The 17,311-nt window shown below is 72.1% G+C and carries 15 protein-coding genes; 5 read left to right on the top strand and 10 right to left on the bottom strand.

Features of this window, described 5'->3' with window-relative positions; all coding sequences use genetic code 11:
- Positions 1-5: 5 nt before the first annotated feature.
- Positions 6-398 (top strand): PH domain-containing protein, encoded by a 393-nt coding sequence (locus tag AB0O15_RS06985; RefSeq protein WP_364315088.1) that lies wholly within the window; start codon positions 6-8, stop codon positions 396-398.
- Here AB0O15_RS06985 and AB0O15_RS06980 read toward each other — a convergent pair.
- Positions 373-1,299, bottom strand: coding sequence for a 2-hydroxyacid dehydrogenase (locus AB0O15_RS06980; protein ID WP_364315085.1), 927 nt, complete (start codon positions 1,297-1,299; stop codon positions 373-375). The two genes, AB0O15_RS06985 and AB0O15_RS06980, sit on opposite strands and share 26 nt — an antisense overlap.
- 60 nt (positions 1,300-1,359) lie before the next feature.
- Here AB0O15_RS06980 and AB0O15_RS06975 point away from each other — a divergent pair, with 60 nt between their 5' ends.
- The 3 genes from AB0O15_RS06975 (at position 1,360) to AB0O15_RS06965 (ending at position 4,908) form a co-directional block, all read left to right on the top strand.
- Positions 1,360-2,523, top strand: coding sequence for a PQQ-dependent sugar dehydrogenase (locus AB0O15_RS06975; protein ID WP_364315082.1), 1,164 nt, complete (start codon positions 1,360-1,362; stop codon positions 2,521-2,523).
- 18 nt (positions 2,524-2,541) lie between these two features.
- Entirely contained in the window at positions 2,542-4,134 is a 1,593-nt protein-coding gene (locus AB0O15_RS06970; protein ID WP_364315080.1) for a metallophosphoesterase, read from the top strand.
- A 174-nt stretch (positions 4,135-4,308) separates the two neighbouring features.
- Entirely contained in the window at positions 4,309-4,908 is a 600-nt protein-coding gene (locus tag AB0O15_RS06965; RefSeq protein WP_364315077.1) for a DUF402 domain-containing protein, read from the top strand.
- Positions 4,909-5,025: 117 nt separating this feature from the next.
- Here the strand turns inward: AB0O15_RS06965 and AB0O15_RS06960 are convergent, their stop codons facing one another.
- A complete protein-coding gene (locus tag AB0O15_RS06960; RefSeq protein WP_364315075.1) occupies positions 5,026-5,433 on the bottom strand; it encodes a VOC family protein in 408 nt (135 codons plus the stop codon).
- A 131-nt stretch (positions 5,434-5,564) separates the two neighbouring features.
- Positions 5,565-7,061: an Asp-tRNA(Asn)/Glu-tRNA(Gln) amidotransferase subunit GatB gene (gene gatB / locus AB0O15_RS06955; protein WP_364315072.1), complete on the bottom strand. Its 1,497-nt coding sequence runs from the start codon at positions 7,059-7,061 to the stop codon at positions 5,565-5,567.
- Positions 7,062-7,132: 71 nt separating this feature from the next.
- Here gatB and AB0O15_RS06950 point away from each other — a divergent pair, with 71 nt between their 5' ends.
- Complete coding sequence (locus AB0O15_RS06950; protein ID WP_364315069.1) at positions 7,133-8,572, top strand: M1 family metallopeptidase; 1,440 nt, start codon at positions 7,133-7,135, stop codon at positions 8,570-8,572.
- Between the two features lie 93 nt (positions 8,573-8,665).
- Here AB0O15_RS06950 and AB0O15_RS06945 read toward each other — a convergent pair whose 3' ends face one another.
- The 7 genes from AB0O15_RS06945 to AB0O15_RS06915 all read right to left on the bottom strand — a co-directional run bounded on the left by AB0O15_RS06945 (position 8,666) and on the right by AB0O15_RS06915 (position 17,202).
- Positions 8,666-9,781, bottom strand: a complete 1,116-nt coding sequence (locus tag AB0O15_RS06945; protein ID WP_364315068.1) for an MFS transporter — start codon at positions 9,779-9,781, stop codon at positions 8,666-8,668.
- 132 nt (positions 9,782-9,913) lie between these two features.
- Positions 9,914-10,474 carry a hypothetical protein gene (locus AB0O15_RS06940; protein ID WP_364315065.1) on the bottom strand — a complete coding sequence of 187 codons (561 nt, stop codon included), beginning with the start codon at positions 10,472-10,474 and terminating at the stop codon, positions 9,914-9,916.
- Between the two features lie 58 nt (positions 10,475-10,532).
- The gene (locus AB0O15_RS06935; RefSeq protein WP_364315063.1) at positions 10,533-10,958 is read right to left on the bottom strand and encodes a hypothetical protein; all 426 of its coding nucleotides are present in this window, start codon (positions 10,956-10,958) and stop codon (positions 10,533-10,535) included.
- A gap of 1,691 nt (positions 10,959-12,649) precedes the next feature.
- Positions 12,650-14,113: an Asp-tRNA(Asn)/Glu-tRNA(Gln) amidotransferase subunit GatA gene (gatA, locus tag AB0O15_RS06930; protein WP_364315061.1), complete on the bottom strand. Its 1,464-nt coding sequence runs from the start codon at positions 14,111-14,113 to the stop codon at positions 12,650-12,652.
- 5 nt (positions 14,114-14,118) lie between these two features.
- Positions 14,119-14,418 (bottom strand): Asp-tRNA(Asn)/Glu-tRNA(Gln) amidotransferase subunit GatC, encoded by a 300-nt coding sequence (gene gatC / locus AB0O15_RS06925; RefSeq protein WP_364315059.1) that lies wholly within the window; start codon positions 14,416-14,418, stop codon positions 14,119-14,121.
- 166 nt (positions 14,419-14,584) lie between these two features.
- Positions 14,585-15,148, bottom strand: coding sequence for a DUF6245 family protein (locus tag AB0O15_RS06920; protein WP_364315057.1), 564 nt, complete (start codon positions 15,146-15,148; stop codon positions 14,585-14,587).
- A 14-nt stretch (positions 15,149-15,162) separates the two neighbouring features.
- Entirely contained in the window at positions 15,163-17,202 is a 2,040-nt protein-coding gene (locus tag AB0O15_RS06915; protein ID WP_364315055.1) for a bifunctional diguanylate cyclase/phosphodiesterase, read from the bottom strand.
- Between the last annotated feature and the right edge of the window lie 109 nt (positions 17,203-17,311).

The following is a 17,311-nucleotide window of genomic DNA, read 5'->3' as shown; positions in this document are numbered from 1 at the left end:
CGAGGATGACGTCCGTGAGCAGCAAGCCTGTGGTGCGCGTCCGGAAGTCCGGCGCCCTGCTGGTCGCCGCCGTGGTCGCGCTGGTCGGCACGCTGCCGATCGCGGGCGCGCGGTGGGCCCTGGCTCCGGTCATCCTGATCCCGCTGGCCGTGCTGGTGTGGGCGCTGCGGGCGGGCACCGACGTCTGGCCCGACCGGGTCCGGGTGCGCGCGCTGCTCGGCTCGACCACGGTGAGCTGGGACGAGGTGGACGAGCTGGTCCCGGACGGGCGCGGCCGGGTGTCCGCCGTGCTGATCCACGGTTCGGTGTTGCCGTTGACCGGCGTGACGACGGCCAACCTGCCCGCGATCCTCAAGGCGGCCGGCCAGGAAGTCAGTAACCCCCAGTCACCTGATTGATCAGCTCCTGGCCCGCCAGGTGACGCCGCAACTGATCGCCGGCCAGGGCGTACCCCCGGGGCAGCATGCCGCGCACCGAGCCGCCGACATGCGGCGTGATGAACACGTTCGGTAGCCGCCACAGCGGATGGCCGGGCGGCAGCGGTTCGGGGTCGGTCACGTCCAGGGCGGCCGAGATGCGGCCGGAGGCCACCTCGGTGAGCAGCGCGGCGGTGTCCACCACCGGCCCGCGGGCGCCGTTGACCAGCAGCGCGCCGTCCGGCATGGCGGCCAGGAAGGCGGCGTCGACCAGGCCGCGGGTCTGCTCGGTGAGCGGCACGATCAGCACCACCACGTCGGCGTCCGGCAGCAGCCGGGGAAGTTCTTCGACGCCGTGCACGTCCTGTTCCGGCCGGGCCGTGCGGGCCACCCGGGTGACCGTCACGTCGAACGGGGCCAGGTGCCGTTCGATCTCGGCGCCGATCGAGCCCGCGCCGACGATCAGCACCCGGGCCCCGGTCAGCTCCCGGGTCGGCGCATGGGCGGCGTACGCCCATTCACCACGCTCCTGCGCACGGGCGAACGAGGGGAACTCACGCATCATCCCGACCGCCGCGCCCACCACCCACTCGGCCATCGGCCGGTCGTGCACGCCACGCCCGTCGCACAGGGTCACCCCGGGCGGGGTCCGGCCGATCCACACGTCGGCGCCGGCCGACAGCAGCTGGATCACCCGCAGCCCGCCGAGCTTGGCCAGCAGCGCGGCCACGTCGGCCCCGGCCAGGAACGGCGGCACCCAGAACTCGACGTCGGCCGGGTCGGACGGCAGCGACCGGGCGTCCGCGCACACCTCGACGACCACGCCGGGTGGCACGTCGCCGAGCAGGCCGCGCCCCTTCTCATGTGCGATCCACACCTTCACGGGCCCAACCCTACGGGTCACCGGCGGTGACCGCTCCGGCGCGCGGTTACGCTGGACCCCATGTCGCCCCGCGTCCGCAGCGTCTCCGTCGTGCTCGCCGCCACCATGGCCGTCACGTCGGCGTGCGCGTTCGGGCCGCCCGATCCCGATGTCGGGGGCGCACCGCCCAACCTGCCCACGCTGTCCGCACCGGCCGGTTCGGCCGCGCCCGGCGGCGACGACGAGCAAGAGGTGGCGATCGCCGAGCTGGCCAAGGGCCTGGACGTGCCCTGGGGCATGGCGTTCCTGCCGGACGGCGGCGCCCTCGTCACCGAGCGTGATACCCACCGCATCCTCCAGGTCGGCCCGCAGTCGGACGCCGACGGGCTCAAGGTGACCGAGCTGCAGCGGCTGACCGAGCCGGTCAGCGCCGGCGACGGCGGCCTGCTCGGCGTCGCCGTCTCCCCGAAGTACGCCCAGGACAAGACGGTGTACGTCTACTACACGACCGCCACCGACAACCGGGTCGCCAAGCTCAAGATCGGCGGCCGGCCCGCCCCGGTGCTCACCGGCCTGCCCCGCTCCGACACCGACAACGGCGGCCAGATCGCCTTCGGCCCCGACGGCTACCTCTACGTCGGCACGGCCGACGCCACCGAGGCCGGCACGCTGGCGCAGAACCCGAAGAGCACCGGCGGCAAGATCCTCCGGATGACCACGGCGGGCAAGCCGGCGCCCGGCAACCCGGTGAAGACCTCGCTGGTCTGGTCATCCGGCCACCGCAACGTGCTCGGCCTGGCCTGGGACAGCAGCAAGCGGATGTACGCGACGGACGCCGGCCAGGCCACCACCGGTGAGCTCAACCTGATCACCAAGGGCAAGAACTACGGCTGGCCCGCGGCCGACGGCGACTCGCCCGACGCCACGTTCACCAACCCGCTGGCCAGTTGGCCGGTCAAGGACTCGTCCTGCGCCGGCGTGGCCGTGCTGGAGCGCACGATCGCCACCGCCTGCCTGCTCGGCCGGCGGATGTGGCTGGTCAGCACCACCGGCAACGGCACCCTGATCGGGCAGCCGCGGGAACTGCTCAAGGGCGAGTACGGCCGGCTCCGCGGGCTGGCCGCCGGCCCCGACGGCTCGCTCTGGGTCGCCACCTCCAACCAGGAGCCCGGCGGTGAACCCAAGGCCGGCGACGACCGCATCCTGCGGCTCGTCTTCTCCGACGGCGGCGCCGGCCGGAGCTAGGCCGGCCTCGATCTGACGATGATGCGCTCCTTCCTGACGAGATACGTGCGGCCCGCGCTGACCGGCCGCTGGGCCGGACGACTACGCCTCGGTGCCACGATCGCCCTGGTCAGCGTGGCCGGCACGGTCGTCGGCACGCTCCTGCTGGCCCATTCCGAGGTGGCCGTCGGCCCGTTCCGCGCCGAGATGTCGGTCAGCCCGTCGTTCTCCGGCGGCACCGAGGTCGACATCCCGCCGCTCGGGTCGCTCCACCTGGACAGCCACTCCGGGCCGATCCATCTGAAGGTCAACCTGGGCTCGCTCGACCAGGAGCGCACCGCGGCGCTGATCGACGACCCGACGGCGATCAGCGCGGCCGGCCAGAGCGCGGTCGACGACGTCACCCAGGGCGTCGTCAAGCTCGCGCTGCGGGCACTCGGCGCGTCGGTGGTCACCTCGCTGCTGCTGGCGGCGCTGGTGTTCCGCAGCTCCCGCCGGATGGCCTGGTCCGGGACGCTGGCACTGGCGATCACCGCGGGCAGCATGGGCCTGGCCGCGGGCACCCTGCGGCCCGACTCGATCAGCGAGCCGCGCTACGAGGGCCTGCTGGTCAACGCGCCGGCGGTGGTCGGTGACGCGCGCCGGATCGCCGACAACTACGGCCGGTACGCCGACCAGCTCTCCCAGCTGGTCAGCAACGTGAGCCGGATCTACGCGACGGTGTCCAGCCTGCCGGTGTACGAGCCGGCCGCGAACTCCACCCGCATCCTGCACGTCTCCGACCTGCATCTGAACCCGGCCTCGTGGGACATCATCCGCACCGTGGTGAAGCAGTTCGACATCGACGCGGTGGTCGACACCGGGGACATCGTCGACTGGGGATCGAGCACCGAGGAGACCTACGTCTCGGAGATCGGCACCATCGGCGCGCCGTACATCTACGTGCGCGGCAACCACGACTCGATCGCCATCGAGGGCGCGGTCCGCCGCCAGCCGAACGCCCGCGTCCTCGACAACACGACGACCACGATCGAGGGCCTGACCGTCGCCGGCATCGGCGACCCCGAGTTCACCCCCGACAAGGGCAACCAGCCCGAGCCGGTGGTGGGCAACGCCGACGGCCCGTCCTCGTCACCGCTGGTCCGGGCGGGCGAGCAACTGGCCGGCACGATCGAGGCGCAGCCCGGCGGCGTCGACCTGGCCCTGGTCCACGACCCGGCGATGGCGCCGCCGCTGTCCGGCACGGTGCCGCTGGTGCTCTCCGGTCACCTGCACCAGCGCCGGGTGAGCATCCTGCCCAAGCCTCCCGTCCTGCCGCTGACCTCGGCCTCCGCCCCGGTCCCGCAGTCGGCTCCGCAGGAGATCATGGAGACCCGCCTGATGGTCGAGGGTTCCACCGGCGGCGCCGGACTGCGCGGTCTGGAGAAGGAGGAGCCGACCCCGATCCAGATGTCCGTCCTCTACTTCGACGAGCAGCACCAGCTCAAGGCCTACGACGACATCCAGCTCGGCGGCACCGGCAAGTCCGAGGTCACCCTGGAGCGCAAGGTCATCGGCCAGGAGCCCGAGCCCACCACCAACCCGAGCGTCAGCAGCGGCGTCACCCCCATAACCCCCCGATCAGGCCCCTAGATCAAGAACATTCGAAGGTACGCACAACGAAGAGCCGACGTGGCCCACCCGCGGGCTGAGCGGTGGGTCACCCCCGCTGCCCCACCGCCGGGTTGTCCCGGGTGGTCACCGCCCCGCTGACTCGCCTCGCCGCGCCGGAGCGGCGACGTCGGTCGCGGCGGGCAGAATGGCGGCGTGGTGGTCTACGTGCGGCACTGGCAGCGGCATCAGCTCGGTGGACTGTTTCCGTTCCATCCGGTGCGGCGCGACGATGACGGGGTGCTGCTCTGGTCGCCCGCGGGGACCGTGGGCTGGCTGTTCAACATGCCCGACGGGCGGGGGCTGGCGCAGACGCCGTTGCCGGAGTGGTCGTCGGCGCGGCGGGTGCCGGTTCCGATCACCTCGCGGCGCGGGACGCTGACGTGGCACCCGGCCGGGCGCGACTATTCGGTCCGCTGGCTGTTCGAGCCGGACGGTTCGTTCATCGCCTGGTACGGCAACATCGAGGCGCCCGCGGCGGTGAACGGTGACGTCCTCGACACCGCCGACTGGGACCTCGATGTGGTGATCGGGCCCGACCGCGCCTGGCGCTGGAAGGACGAGGAGGTCTTCACCGCCCGTCTCGCCGAGCCCGACGCCTACTGGGTTCCGGACGAGCGTCGGGTCCGCGCGGCCGGCCACGAGATCATCGCGCTGGCCGAGGCGGGCGAGTTCCCTTTCGACGGCACATGGTGCGACTTCCGCCCCGATCCATCGTGGCCGCCGCTGCCGTCGGAGCTGCCGGGCGAGCTGTAGTCACCGGACGGGCCGTCCTCGGCGTAGAAGCCCGCGATGCTCAATGCGGCCAGGGCGGCGAGCAGCAGCACCAGGAACGCGACGAGGGTGACGATGCGCACCGGGAATGTCGGGCGGCTACGCCACGAAGATGCAGAACGGGTGGCCGGCCGGGTCGGCGAAGACGTACAGCGGCTCGTCCTGGTTGTCGGTGCGGTCGAGCAGGATCGTGGCGCCCAGCGACTCGGCCCGGGCCCGCTGGCGTTGCAGCTCCTCGAAGCTCGGCACGGTGAAGTCGACGTGCAGCTGCATCGGCACGTCGGGGCGCGGCCAGGTTGTCGGCGTCAGCTCGTCGACCCGCTGGAAGGCCAGCTTGCGGACGCCGGCGTCGTCGACCAGCACCAGCCAGTCGGGGTCGTCCTCGGCGCCGGCCGGCTCATCGCCGGGGCGGTACTTGAGGTTGAGCAGGTGGCGATAGAAATCGGCCAGCTCGCGCGCGTTCAGGGCGTCGAGGACGGTGTGCAGCATCTGCGGGTAGTCGACCACGGCCCACCATTTTCCCCATCGGGAGCGGACCGGAAACCCCGCGGGACAACCCGGCGGTGGGGCACCGGCGGTGACCCATCGCGGAGCCGGCGTGTGGGCCACGCCGGCTCTCCGTGGGCGTACCCCCAGATCTACTGCCCGAGCCGCGCCAAGATCAGCTCGCGAACGGTCTTGGCGTCGGCCTGGCCCCGCGTGGTCTTCATGACCGCGCCGACCAGCGCACCGGCCGCGGCGATCTTGCCGTCACGAACCTTGGCGGCGACGTCGGGGTTGGCCGCGATGGCCTCGTCGACCGCGGCCTGGAGCGCGCCGGTGTCGGACACCACCCCGAGCCCCCGCGCGGCCATCACCGCGGCCGGGTCGCCCTCGCCGGCCACGACGCCCTCGAGCACCGCCCGCGCCAGCTTGTCGTTGAGCTTGCCCTCGTCGACCAGGGCCTGGAGCTGGGCGACCTGGGCCGGCGTCACGCCGAGCGCGGCCAGCTCGAGGCCGGTCTCGTTGGCCCGGCGGGCCAGCTCACCCATCCACCACTTGCGCGCGCCGGCGGGCGACGAGCCGGCCGCGATCGTCTCTTCGATCAGCTCGACCGCGCCGGCGTTGGCCACCGACTGCATGTCGACCTCGCTGATGCCCCACACCTCGCGCAGCCGGGCCCGCTTCACGCTGGGCCGTTCCGGCAGGGCCGCCTTGAGCTCCGCGACCCAGGCCGGGTCGGGCGCGATCGGCACCAGGTCGGGCTCGGGGAAGTAGCGGTAGTCGGTCGCCTCCTCCTTGGAACGACCGGTGCGCGTGTCGCCGGTGTCCTCCTGGAAGTGGCGCGTCTCCTGGATGATCCGGCCGCCGGCGTCGAGCAGGCCGGCCTGGCGGATGATCTCGGAGCGGACCGCGCGCTCGACCGACCGCAGCGAGTTCACGTTCTTGGTCTCGGTGCGGGTGCCCCACTCGGCGCCCGGCCGGTTGAGCGAGGTGTTCACGTCGCAGCGGAGCGAGCCCTGCTCCATGCGGACGTCGGAGACGCCGAGCGAGCGGATGATGTCGCGCAGCTCGGTGACGTAGGCCCGGGCCACCTCGGGCGCCCGCGCGCCGATGCCCGGCACCGGCTTGGTGACGATCTCGACCAGCGGGATGCCGGCGCGGTTGTAGTCGACCAGCGACTCGGTGGCGCCGTGGATGCGGCCGGTGGCCCCGCCGACGTGCAGCGTCTTGCCGGTGTCTTCCTCGAGGTGGACCCGCTCGATGCCGATCCGCACGGTCTCGCCGTCGATCTCGACGTCCACGTAGCCGTCGGTGCACAGCGGCTCGTCGTACTGCGAGATCTGGAAGTTCTTGGGCATGTCCGGGTAGAAGTAGTTCTTCCGGGCCATGCGGCACCAGGCGGCGATGTCACAGTTGAGCGCCAGGCCGATGCGGATGGTCGCCTCGATGCCGGCCCGGTTGGCCACCGGCAGCGACCCCGGCAGGGCCAGGCAGACCGGGCACACCTGGGTGTTCGGCTCGGCGCCGAACTCGGTCGGACAGCCGCAGAACATCTTCGTCCTGGTCCCGAGCTCGACATGCGTCTCGAGGCCGATCACGGGCTCGTATCGGCTGATCGCATCGTCGTAGGACGGCAGGGTCGTGACGGTCATGGGACAAGCGTAGTAGGCGCTTTGTTCGGCCTGCCCCCATGGGTCAAGATCATTTGGGTACGGTCTCCGCCATGCGCCGCGCCCTCCTCGTCCTCGCCGTCCCGCTTCTCGTCGCGGGCTGCACCTCCGCACCGGCGGCCCCCGCCCCACCCGCGCCCGTGGCCTCGGCGTCCGCGGCGCCGGCGGTCGACTACGCCGCCTGGGCCGGTGGGAAGTCGGCGCCGGTGGCCGACAAGCTCTACCCGCGGCGGGGCAACCCCGGCCTGGACGTGCTGCACTACGACCTGAAGCTCGACTGGGCCCCGGCGTCGAAGACGCTGACCGGCACGGCGACCCTGCGCATCCGCCCCACCAAGGACGCGGCCGGCCTGTCGCTCGACTTCACCGCCCTGACCGTCGACAAGGTGACCGTCGACGGCGTCCCGGCGACCGGCGCCGTGGCCAAGGAGAAGCTGACCGTCCCGGTGGCGGTGACCGCCGACCGGCCGGTCACGCTCGTCGTCGACTACCACGGGACGCCGAAGACCGTGCCGATGCCGTCCCGCCGCGGCGACGCCGACGAGGGCCTGGGCCTGCATGTCACCAAGGACGGCTCGCTGTGGGCCATGCAGGAGCCGTGGGGCGCCCTGACCTGGTACCCGGCCAACGAGCACCCGTCCGACGAGGCGCTCTACGACATCGCGGTGACCGTGCCGAAGGGCTGGTCCGCGGTGGCGAGCGGCACGCCGTCGGCCGGCTTCCGTTACTCGAGCAAGGATCCGGTCGCGACCTACCTGGTGACATTGGCCGTGGGCAAGTTCAAGAAGACCACCGCCACCGGCCCGCACGGTCTGCCGCTCACCTACTGGACCCGGCCCAAAGTCGACGACAACCTGCTCACCGTGCTCAAGAAGTCCCCGGCCGCGATCACCTGGCTGGAGAAGAAGTTCGGCCCCTACCCGTTCCCGACCGCCGGCGTGGTGACCGTCGACTCGATCTCCGGCATGGAGACCCAGCAGATGATCACGCTGGGCGGCAAGGTCACCGGCAAGTGGAACAAGGAGCAGGCCGGCAACTACGAGAGCGTGCTGGTCCACGAGTACGCGCACCACTGGTTCGGCGACTCGGTCACCACCCGGACGTGGACCGACCTGTGGCTCAACGAGGGCTGGACGACGTACGTGGAATATCTCTGGCAGCAGGAACGCGACGGCTTCAGCGACGCCGACCTGGAACGCTACCTCCGCCAGAACGACGCCAAGCTGCGCAAGAAGGCCGGCCCGCCCGGCCGACCGAACCCGGCGTACTTCGCCGAGAGCAACGTCTACCTCTGCCCCGCCGCCATGCTCAAGGAACTGCACGACAAGCTGGGCGACAAGGCGTTCTTCGCCCTGGCCCGCGACTGGGTCCAGACCCAGCGGAACACCCACCAGGACCGCGCGTCGTTCATCGCCTTCGTGAACAAGAAAGCCGGCAAGGAGTATGGGCCGCTCATCAACAAGTGGCTCGACTCGAAGACCACGCCGGCCTGAAATCGGAAGATCAAAGGCTTGAGGTCGTAGCCGGGTGGGTGGTGCAGACCGTCGCTCCCGCCGAGGGTCGCTCCGCTCCACGTGCGTGCTGGGTCACCCTCCAAAACCCACGATCAGGGCCACCACGACGGTGGCGCCGGCGGCGATCAGAAGGCCGTCATGGGAACCGCCGCGGTCGATGGCCCAGCCGGCGGCGGAGACGGCCGCCGCCGACCCGGTCGCGGCGGCTGTGTTGAGCCACGTGTAGGCCTGGGTCAGCGCCGCCCGGTCGACGATCCGGACGACGAGCACGTTGCCGAGCACCAGAATCACCGGGATCACCGCGCCGGTCAGCACCAGCCCGGCCGCCAGCAGCAGCGGGCCGCCGGCCAGGACCAGCGGGACAGATCCGGCACACAGGGCAACGGCCGCCGTCGCGAGGCGGCCGCGCGGCCATCGTCCGTACAGCCATCCACCCAGCAGGCCGGCCCCGCTGGACACGGCGAACAGCGCAGCTGCCGCGTATTCGATGTGCCGCTCGGCGGTGAACGCGGTGACCGCCACCGGAACCGCCCCGAAGAACACCCCGAGGGCCGCGTTGACTCCGGCCATCGCCAGGAAAGCCCGGCTCAGCAACGCCGAGCGTCCCGGCCCCCCGCGCATCCCCGCCGGCGCGGTCTTCCGCTGGGCGGCCAGCCACAGTCCCCCGGCCACGATCAGCCCGCCGGCCAGCACCGGGCACAGAACGGGCCGCCCGGCCGCCGCGACGGCGCTGACCATGACCGGCCCGACCAGAAACGCCACCGCGTTGGCCTGTGACTCCAGGGCGAACGCCACCGCCCGGTCCGGCGGTTCGAGCAACGCCACCCACCGCGCGCCCGACAGCGCCCCCAGCTGCGGAACCGTGGCGCCGAGCAGCAACCCGGCCATCCATCGTGGACCTCCGGGCGCCACCAGAAACGCCACCGCGGTCGCATGCGCCAGCAACAGGGCCGGAAGCACCCGCGTCTGTCCGTGCCGATCGATCAGCCGCGCCGTCTGTGGCCCGGCCACCGCTTCGGCCGCCGCGAAGCAGCCGGCCACCAGCCCCGCCGTCGCATAGGAGCCGGTGCCGTACCGCACCGCCAGCACGACCGCGAGACCACTCGACGCGATACCCACCCGGCCGATGCTCGCCGCCGCGAAGAACGCCGCCGCCCCCGGAAGACGCAACAACTCGACATAACGCATGGCGTGTCCCCTCCACCGACCGGAGGGGCGGATCACCGGGTCGTTCAACCGACCCGTGACCTCGCCGGGGACCTGCTCATGCCGGGCCTGCGGCGGGACACGCGCCGCAGGCCGGCCCCCATCGCCGGAGACCTACGTGAGCTTCGAGACTAACCGCACCATCCCGGCAACGGGCAGATGCGGTGAGGCGGTGAGGCGGCGACCTCGTCCGAGACAACCACCGAGCCGTCGGTCAGCAGGGCGAGCCGGGCAGATTCGGGTGGGACGCGACCGCCCCACGGACGGCGGCATCATCGTCGGCAGCGCGCACGACTCGGACGGCAGATCCGGGTCGCACGGCGCCAGGCACCGCCTCCGCGGATCGTCGTCGGTCGCGAAGCGGCGCAGGAACTCGACCGGGAACGTGTAATCGTCGGCCGGGCGCCACCGGACCTTCCAATTCGGCCCGAAGGCCCGATCGATGTGCTCCGCCGTGGCCGGGTCCATCCGGTCGCCCAACCTGCGGAACATCGCCGTCCGGACCACATTGCGCTCGTCGTCCAGGAGGCGTCGCTGCACGTCGGGCGGCAAGGTGGTGCTGCGCGCGGCCGAGGCACGGAAGCAGGGGTAGGGAGAGCCGAATCCGCGGTCACCCAGGAAAGATCCAGCGGGCAGATGCCGGATCATCCCGGCGCGCGTCACCGGGTCGGCCACCAGCGCCGGCACCAGATCGGCGGGCGGCACGGGATTCGGCAGCCGCGCGTAGTAGGTGTTACACGCGTACTCGCACGCGATCGACCGGGTCGGTGAGCAGCTTCCGCCTGACCTCGTCGGGGGCTCCCACCCACCACCGCCCGAGCAGGGCGCGCACCTCGGTGTCCGGATCATCGGTCAGGCGGGCGCGCAGATCGGCGGGAATATCGTCGTTCTGGGCGAGCCACTCGCGGGCGTATCGGAACGGGTCCTCGACCAGCGCGGCATACACCTCGCGCGGACGCCCCGAACGCGCCGCGAGGGCAGCCCGAACAATCTCGTCGGAAGACATCGACAGCCGCACGGCCACGGATTGCGGCACGCTCGTGTTGAGCGCCAACGTGTGCAGAAACCGATGTTTACCAGCCTCGATGATCGCCGCGATCATGTCCTCGGTCAGGCCGGGTCGCTCCGCCACTTTGGCGGTGGCCCGCGCGGCGATCATCCGCCGGATCAACGCCGGCGGGAGCCCCGGATTCCGCGCCAGACCGTCGATCGCAGCAGCGACACCATCCTCTTGCGCTCAGCCATCTTGCGTTGGGCCCGCTCCCGTTCGGCCGCCTCCGCTCGGCCGGCTTCCCCCGGCCCTCTTGCGTTCGGGCCCTCTTGCGTTCGGGCCCTCTTGCGCTCGGGCCCCTTGCGCTCGACCATTTTCCGCTCGGCCTCGTCGCTCGGCCCTATCGCTTTGCCCGCTCCCGCTCGGCCCTATCGCTCGGCCCACTCCCGCTAGACCGTCATCGCCCGGCCCACTCCCGCTCGACCGTCATCGCCCGGCCCACTTCCCCTCGACCCTGTTCCCATTGGCCACAGGCCGATGCAGCGACGCGGCGGCCTCGCAGAACAACCATCGTCGGTCAGCAGCAAGACGGCGGGCAAGTAGGGACGGAATGACAGTGCCCGGCGGCGCCATTCTCGCCTTCGCGGCTCGGGCCAAGGCATTGTCGACCCACTCCGCTGTGGCCGAATCCGCTCGGTCGACCATCGAGCGGAACATCGCCGCACGGCCCCAAGGATCGTCGGCGATCGCCAACCCTCCACAGTAGAGGATCTGGTAGAGCCGACGCCTGCGCCGCCGACGTTTGGAGGCATTCGCGGGGCGGGTCAACGTGCGGAGGGGAGCCGGCTGGCCGTCAGGGAAGAGTCAGATCACGCAGAGCTCGAGGGCGGTCATGTTCTCGACCCTGCGGAGCAGCGCCGTGCCGCTCGCGCCCGCCAAAGTGACACCGGCGACGCGGCGGCGTAGAGCGATGCACCGCCCACGGTTAAGCGCCGTCTCGACCCCACCCACCGGCACCGCCGCCTCCCCACCCCGCACTGCACCGCCACACTGCACCGCCACCCCGCACCGCCGCCACCCCGCACCGCTGCCACGCCCCCACGGCCGCCCGCGCCGCACCGCGCCACCCGCCCTCAACGCACCGCCGCCCCGCACCGCGCACCGCCCCGCACCGCCGCACCGCGCACCGCCGCCCCGCCACCTCCCCCACCCCCGCTGGGTGGGAAGGAATGTAGCTCGCTCGACTGACGAACTTCCGTAGCTGTCCACAGGAGACAGATGCTGTGGATTGCCACCGCCAGTCAGAGCCGAAAATCAACACACGAGGACACCGGGCTGCCGGTGAGACCTGCCGTTCCGGCCGTCAGGCCGCCCACTCCGCAGACCTGCCTCGCGGTCGGGTCAGCACCTTCACCGGAGGGAGGGAGGGAGGGAGGGAGCCAGGCGGGCGCCCAGGCTTCGACTCCCCGTTGCTCCACGGCGATCGGGAGCGGTTCCGATCAAACCCGGGGCACTGCGACGGCTTCCAATGGTGGGGCGCAGCGCTATTCGCAGTGCCGCTGAGGGCCGGGGCCCGGGGGCAAGCCAATCATCCCCACTGCCCAGCGGCCCGGCCGTCGTCAGTCACCGCCCTCGCGGAGGATGTGCGAGGGCGGCGCTGGGATGGTCGTCGGCCGGGCGACAGAACACCACGGCGTCCGGCACGGGTGTGGAGCAATCAGCGGCAGCCGAAGTTGATGGCGCGGTCGTCGGGCCGTCGACCATGCGGGACAACCCGGCTCGGGGGCAACGGCATTGACCAAGCACGAAGCCGGCGTGTCTGCCACGCCGGCTTCGCTGTGCGCGTACCCCTGAGGGTCTTAAAGAGCCGGCGGCGTCAGTGTGCCGACGGCCGATTCGAGGGCGGCGGCCACGCGGTACATGCGGTCGTCGGCCATGGTCGGCGCCATCACCTGGAAGCCGACCGGCAGGCCTTCGGACAGGCCGCACGGCACGGAGATCGCGGGGCCGCCGTAGAGGTTGGTCGGGATGGTGAAGAGGTCGGCCAGGTACATCTGGTACGGGTCGGACGTGCGCGAGCCGAACGGGAAGGCCACGAAGGGGGTGGTTGGCGAGACCAGGACGTCGACGCGCTCGAAGGCGGACTCGAAGTCGCGGGTGATCAGGGTGCGGACCTTCTGGGCCTGGCCGTAGTAGGCGTCGTAGTAGCCGCTGGACAGGGCGTACGCGCCGAGGATGATGCGCCGCTTGACCTCGGGGCCGAAGCCGGCCTCGCGGGTCAGTGACATGACCTCTTCGAGTGAGCGGTTGCCGTCGTCGCCGACGCGGAGGCCGTAGCGGACGCCGTCGAAGCGGGCCAGGTTGGACGAGCACTCGCTGGGGGCGATCAGGTAGTAGGCCGGCAGCGCGTACTCGAAGTGGGGGCAGGACACCTCGACGACCTCGGCACCCAGCTTGACCAGGGCGTCGAGAGACTCGCGGAAGGAGGTCAGCACGCCGGGCTCGGCGCCTTCGCCGGCGAACTCCTTGACCACGCCCAGCTTGACGCCGGTCAGGTCACCCTCGGCGCCGCGCCGGGCCGCGCCGATCACGTCGGGGACGGGCTGCGGGATGGAGGTCGAGTCGCGCGGGTCGTGGCCGGCGATCACCGAGTGGAGCAGGGCGGCGTCGGCCACGTTGCGGGCGCAGGGGCCGGGGGTGTCCAGCGAGGACGAGAAGGCGATCAGCCCGTAGCGGGAGGTGCCGCCGTAGGTGGGCTTGGCGCCGACGGTGCCGGTGACCGCGCCGGGCTGGCGGATCGAGCCGCCGGTGTCGGTGCCGATGGCGAGCGGCGCCTCGTACGCGGCCAGCGACGCCGCGCTGCCACCACCCGAGCCGCCGGGGATGCGCCCGAGGTCCCACGGGTTGTTCGTGGCCCCGTACGCGGAGTATTCGGTGGAAGAGCCCATCGCGAACTCGTCCATGTTCGTCTTGCCGAGCATCACCGTGCCGGCCGTGCGCAGCCGCTCGACGATGGTGGCGTCGTAGGGCGGCCGCCACCCCTCCAGGATCTTGGAGGCGGCGGTGGTCGGCACGCCCTTGGTGGCCATCACGTCCTTGACGGCGACCGGCACACCGGCCAGCGGCGCCGACTTGTCGCCGCGGTCGACCTCGGCGGCGGCGGCCAGCGCGCCTTCGCGGTCGACGTGCAGGAACGCGTGCACCTGCGGGTCGACCGCTTCGATCCGGTCGAGGTGGGCGGTCGCCACCTCGACGGCGGAGACGTCCCCGCCCTTGATCAGGCCCGCGAGCTCGGTCGCGGTCATCCGGGTGAGATCACTCACGGCGGTCAGACCTCCTCGTCCAGGATCCGGGGCACCCGGAAGCGGCCCTCGGCCTGATCGGGCGCGCCGGACAGCACCTCGGCCTGGGTGAGGCTGGGCTGCACGACATCGTCGCGGTACACGTTCGTCAGCGGCACGCTGTGTGACGTCGGCGGGATGTCGTCGGCGGCCACCTCACCCACGCGCGCCACCGACTGCAGGATGACGTCGAGCTGACCCGCGAACCGGTCGAGCTCCTCCTCCGTCACCGCAAGCCGCGACAGGCGCGCGAGATGCGCGACCTCATCGCGCGAGATGGCAGCCATGTGAGTCCTCCGTCGCCGTTCGTCCGTCCCGCGAAGTCTATTTCGCGCCGCCGGAGCGTCTCCCTCCGGGGCAGTTCACAATCTTGATGTCGTAGCCGGGTGGGTGGTACAGACCGTCGCTCCCGCCGAGGGTCGCTCCGCTCCACGTGCGTGCTGGGTCACTCTTCTAAAGATCAACCGATCCCAGCAGCTCGAGCAGGACGTCGGTGTTGTCGACGGCGGCCTGGAGGGCGTTGCGGGCCTCCCGCAGCCGGGCGGTCTGCGCCGCCAGCCGCCGCACGTCGCCGCTCTCGACCGCGCCGCGGGTGACCGCCCCGACCCCGAGCAGCGTCTGCAAGCCTTCCGCGGCCTGAGCCGCGGCCAGCGGGATCGGGTCGGCCCGGCTCTCCTGGGCGATGCCCGGCAGCTGAGCACAGGCCCGCCGCACCTGCCACCGGATCAGCTCGTCCCGCCGGGCGCCGTCCCCCGCCCCGGCGGCCTCGAGCTGCCGCTGCCACACCGCGTACCGCGAGTCGCGGCTGAGCGGTAGCCGGTCGGCCACCATGGCCTCGGCCTGAGCCGCCCCGAGCAGGGCGGACGCCAGCCAGGCCCGGTAGGCGTCGGGCCCGCCGAGCTCGTCCACGGCGGCGAGATGGTCGTCCTCGCCGCGAGCGACATCGTCGACACCCAGCGCCGCGAGCGCCTCCGCCAGCCGGAGCACCATTCGCCGTACATCGTCCGCCTCGTCCACGACGGAGGAACCTATCAACAGGCCGGGTGGATCGGTCGATATCGTGCCCACCACACCCCGAGTTCCTCGACCGGCATCGGCCGGGCGTGGAACCAGCCCTGCGCCGCGTGACACCCCACCTCGGCCAGCGCCCGCCAGGTCCGCTCGTCCTCGACCCCCTCGGCCACCACCCGCAGCCCCAGCGCCGCGGCCAGCCCGATCACCGACCGCACGATCGCGGCGTCGCTGTGATCGCCGACCATGCCGAGCACGAACGACCGGTCGATCTTCACCTCGGACAGCGGCAACCTCCGCAGATGTTGCAGCGACGAGTACCCGGTCCCGAAGTCGTCCAGGCTGATCGCCACCCCCATGCGGTCGAGCCGGGTGATCGTCTCGACCACCCGGTGGGGATCGGCCATCAACGCGCTCTCGGTGATCTCCAGCTGCAACATCCCGGCCGGCACCCCGGCCGCGGCCAGCAGCGCCGAGATCTGATCGGCGATGTCACCGGCGTGCAGGTCGCGCACGCTGACGTTGACCGAGGCGCGGATGTCCCGCCCGGCCGCACGCCACACCCCGAGCTGGGCGATGACTTCCCGCAGCACCCGGGCGGTGAGCATCCGCATGACCGGCGTCTGTTCGGCCACCCGCAACAGCTCTTCCGGCCCGACCAGCCCGCGTGTCGGATGCCGCCACCGCAGCAACGCTTCGACCCCGACCACCTCGCCGGTGGCGATGGCGATCTGCGGCTGGTAGAAGAGCGTGATCCCGTCCGACCCGCGGTCCTCCAGCAACGCCCGCCGCAGGTCGGCGAGCAGGGTCAGCCGGTCCGGCGAGCAGTGGGCGGCGTCCGGCCCGTAGACCGCGACCTGGTCGCCCCGCTGCTTGGCGTCGTACATGGCGGCCTCGGCCTGCCGGAGCAGCGCCGCGCCGTCGGATCCGCGTTCGTTCTGCACGGCGATGCCGATCGACGCGCTGACGTCGACCGTGGTGCCGCCCAGCAGGAACGGCCGGCCCAGCGCCTCGCCGAGGTGCCCGGCGATGCGGCAGGCCGCGGCCGGACCGTCGACCCGGGTGGCCAGCACCGCGAACTCGTCCCCGCCGAGGCGGACGACCAGGTCGTGGGGCGGGACGGCGGCGGCGAGGCGGCGGGCCACCTCGATCAGGAGGCGGTCGCCGAGGGCGTGGCCGAGGGCGTCGTTGACCGTACGGAAGCGGTCGATGTCCAGCAGCAGCAACGCGAGCTGGCGTTCGGGGCGGTGCAGGCCGCGCCCGAGCCCACGCTCCACGACCGACGCCTGCAGGGCGCGGCGGTTCGGCAGGCCGGTCAGCGCGTCGACCCGGCCGGCCCGCTCGGACTCGCCGGTCGACCGCACCATGCGATGGACGGCGAGCAGGGCCAGAAGCACCAGGGGTACGAGAGCCGGCCCGCCCGTGGCGGCCGCCAGCACCACCGGCCCGAGCAGCAGCAGCGCCGCCGTGGCGAACAGCTCGACGTGCCGGACGCGGCGCGGGCCGGGCGCGGACCGCCAGCGGGCGACGAACGCGGCCAGCCCGAGCCGGGCAGCCATCCAGGCGGCCGCCGCGCCGACCGTGACCAGCGCGTCGTCCCAGCCGGGGTCGCCGCCGGGGTGCAGGCCGGTGACCCTCGCGACGACGGCCACCGCGGCCAGGGCGACGCCGTGCTGGACGATCAGGTGGACGGTCCGCCGGAGCGGGCGGCGCATCCGGCTCGCCGCGACGGTGACCGCGGCGATCTCGGCGGCCAGCGCCGGGACGATGCCCCAGGCCAGGGTGATCGCGAAGGTGAAGCAGATGGACGGCAGGATGATCGAGCTGGAGCGGCGATCGGCGACCAGGTAGGGCCGCACGTTCACGGCGACCGCGAGCACGGCCATCACCCAGTACGCGGAGGGCAGCCCGGCCGGCCCGGAGACCGCCCACAGCAGGAACTCGGCGCCGGCCACCAGAACGTAGAGCACCGCCCGGGAGGAGGGCCGCCGCCGACGCCGTGAAGTCGTACCCGTCACCAGGGCGGCGGGCACCGCGCGGCGTAGCTGTGCGGTCTCCATGCGACCTCCACGGTGGCGTCGACCGGCCGATGCTCCTCACGATAGGCGTGGGCCGACATATCTACGCGAAACAGACTCGCCAGATATCAAATCGAGAAGGGCCGCCGAA

Source organism: Actinoplanes sp. NPDC089786 (genome assembly GCF_040684855.1).
Classification (GTDB): domain Bacteria; phylum Actinomycetota; class Actinomycetes; order Mycobacteriales; family Micromonosporaceae; genus Actinoplanes.
Note: the sequence above shows the minus strand (reverse complement) of the source record. Positions and strands in the feature narration are given on the sequence as shown.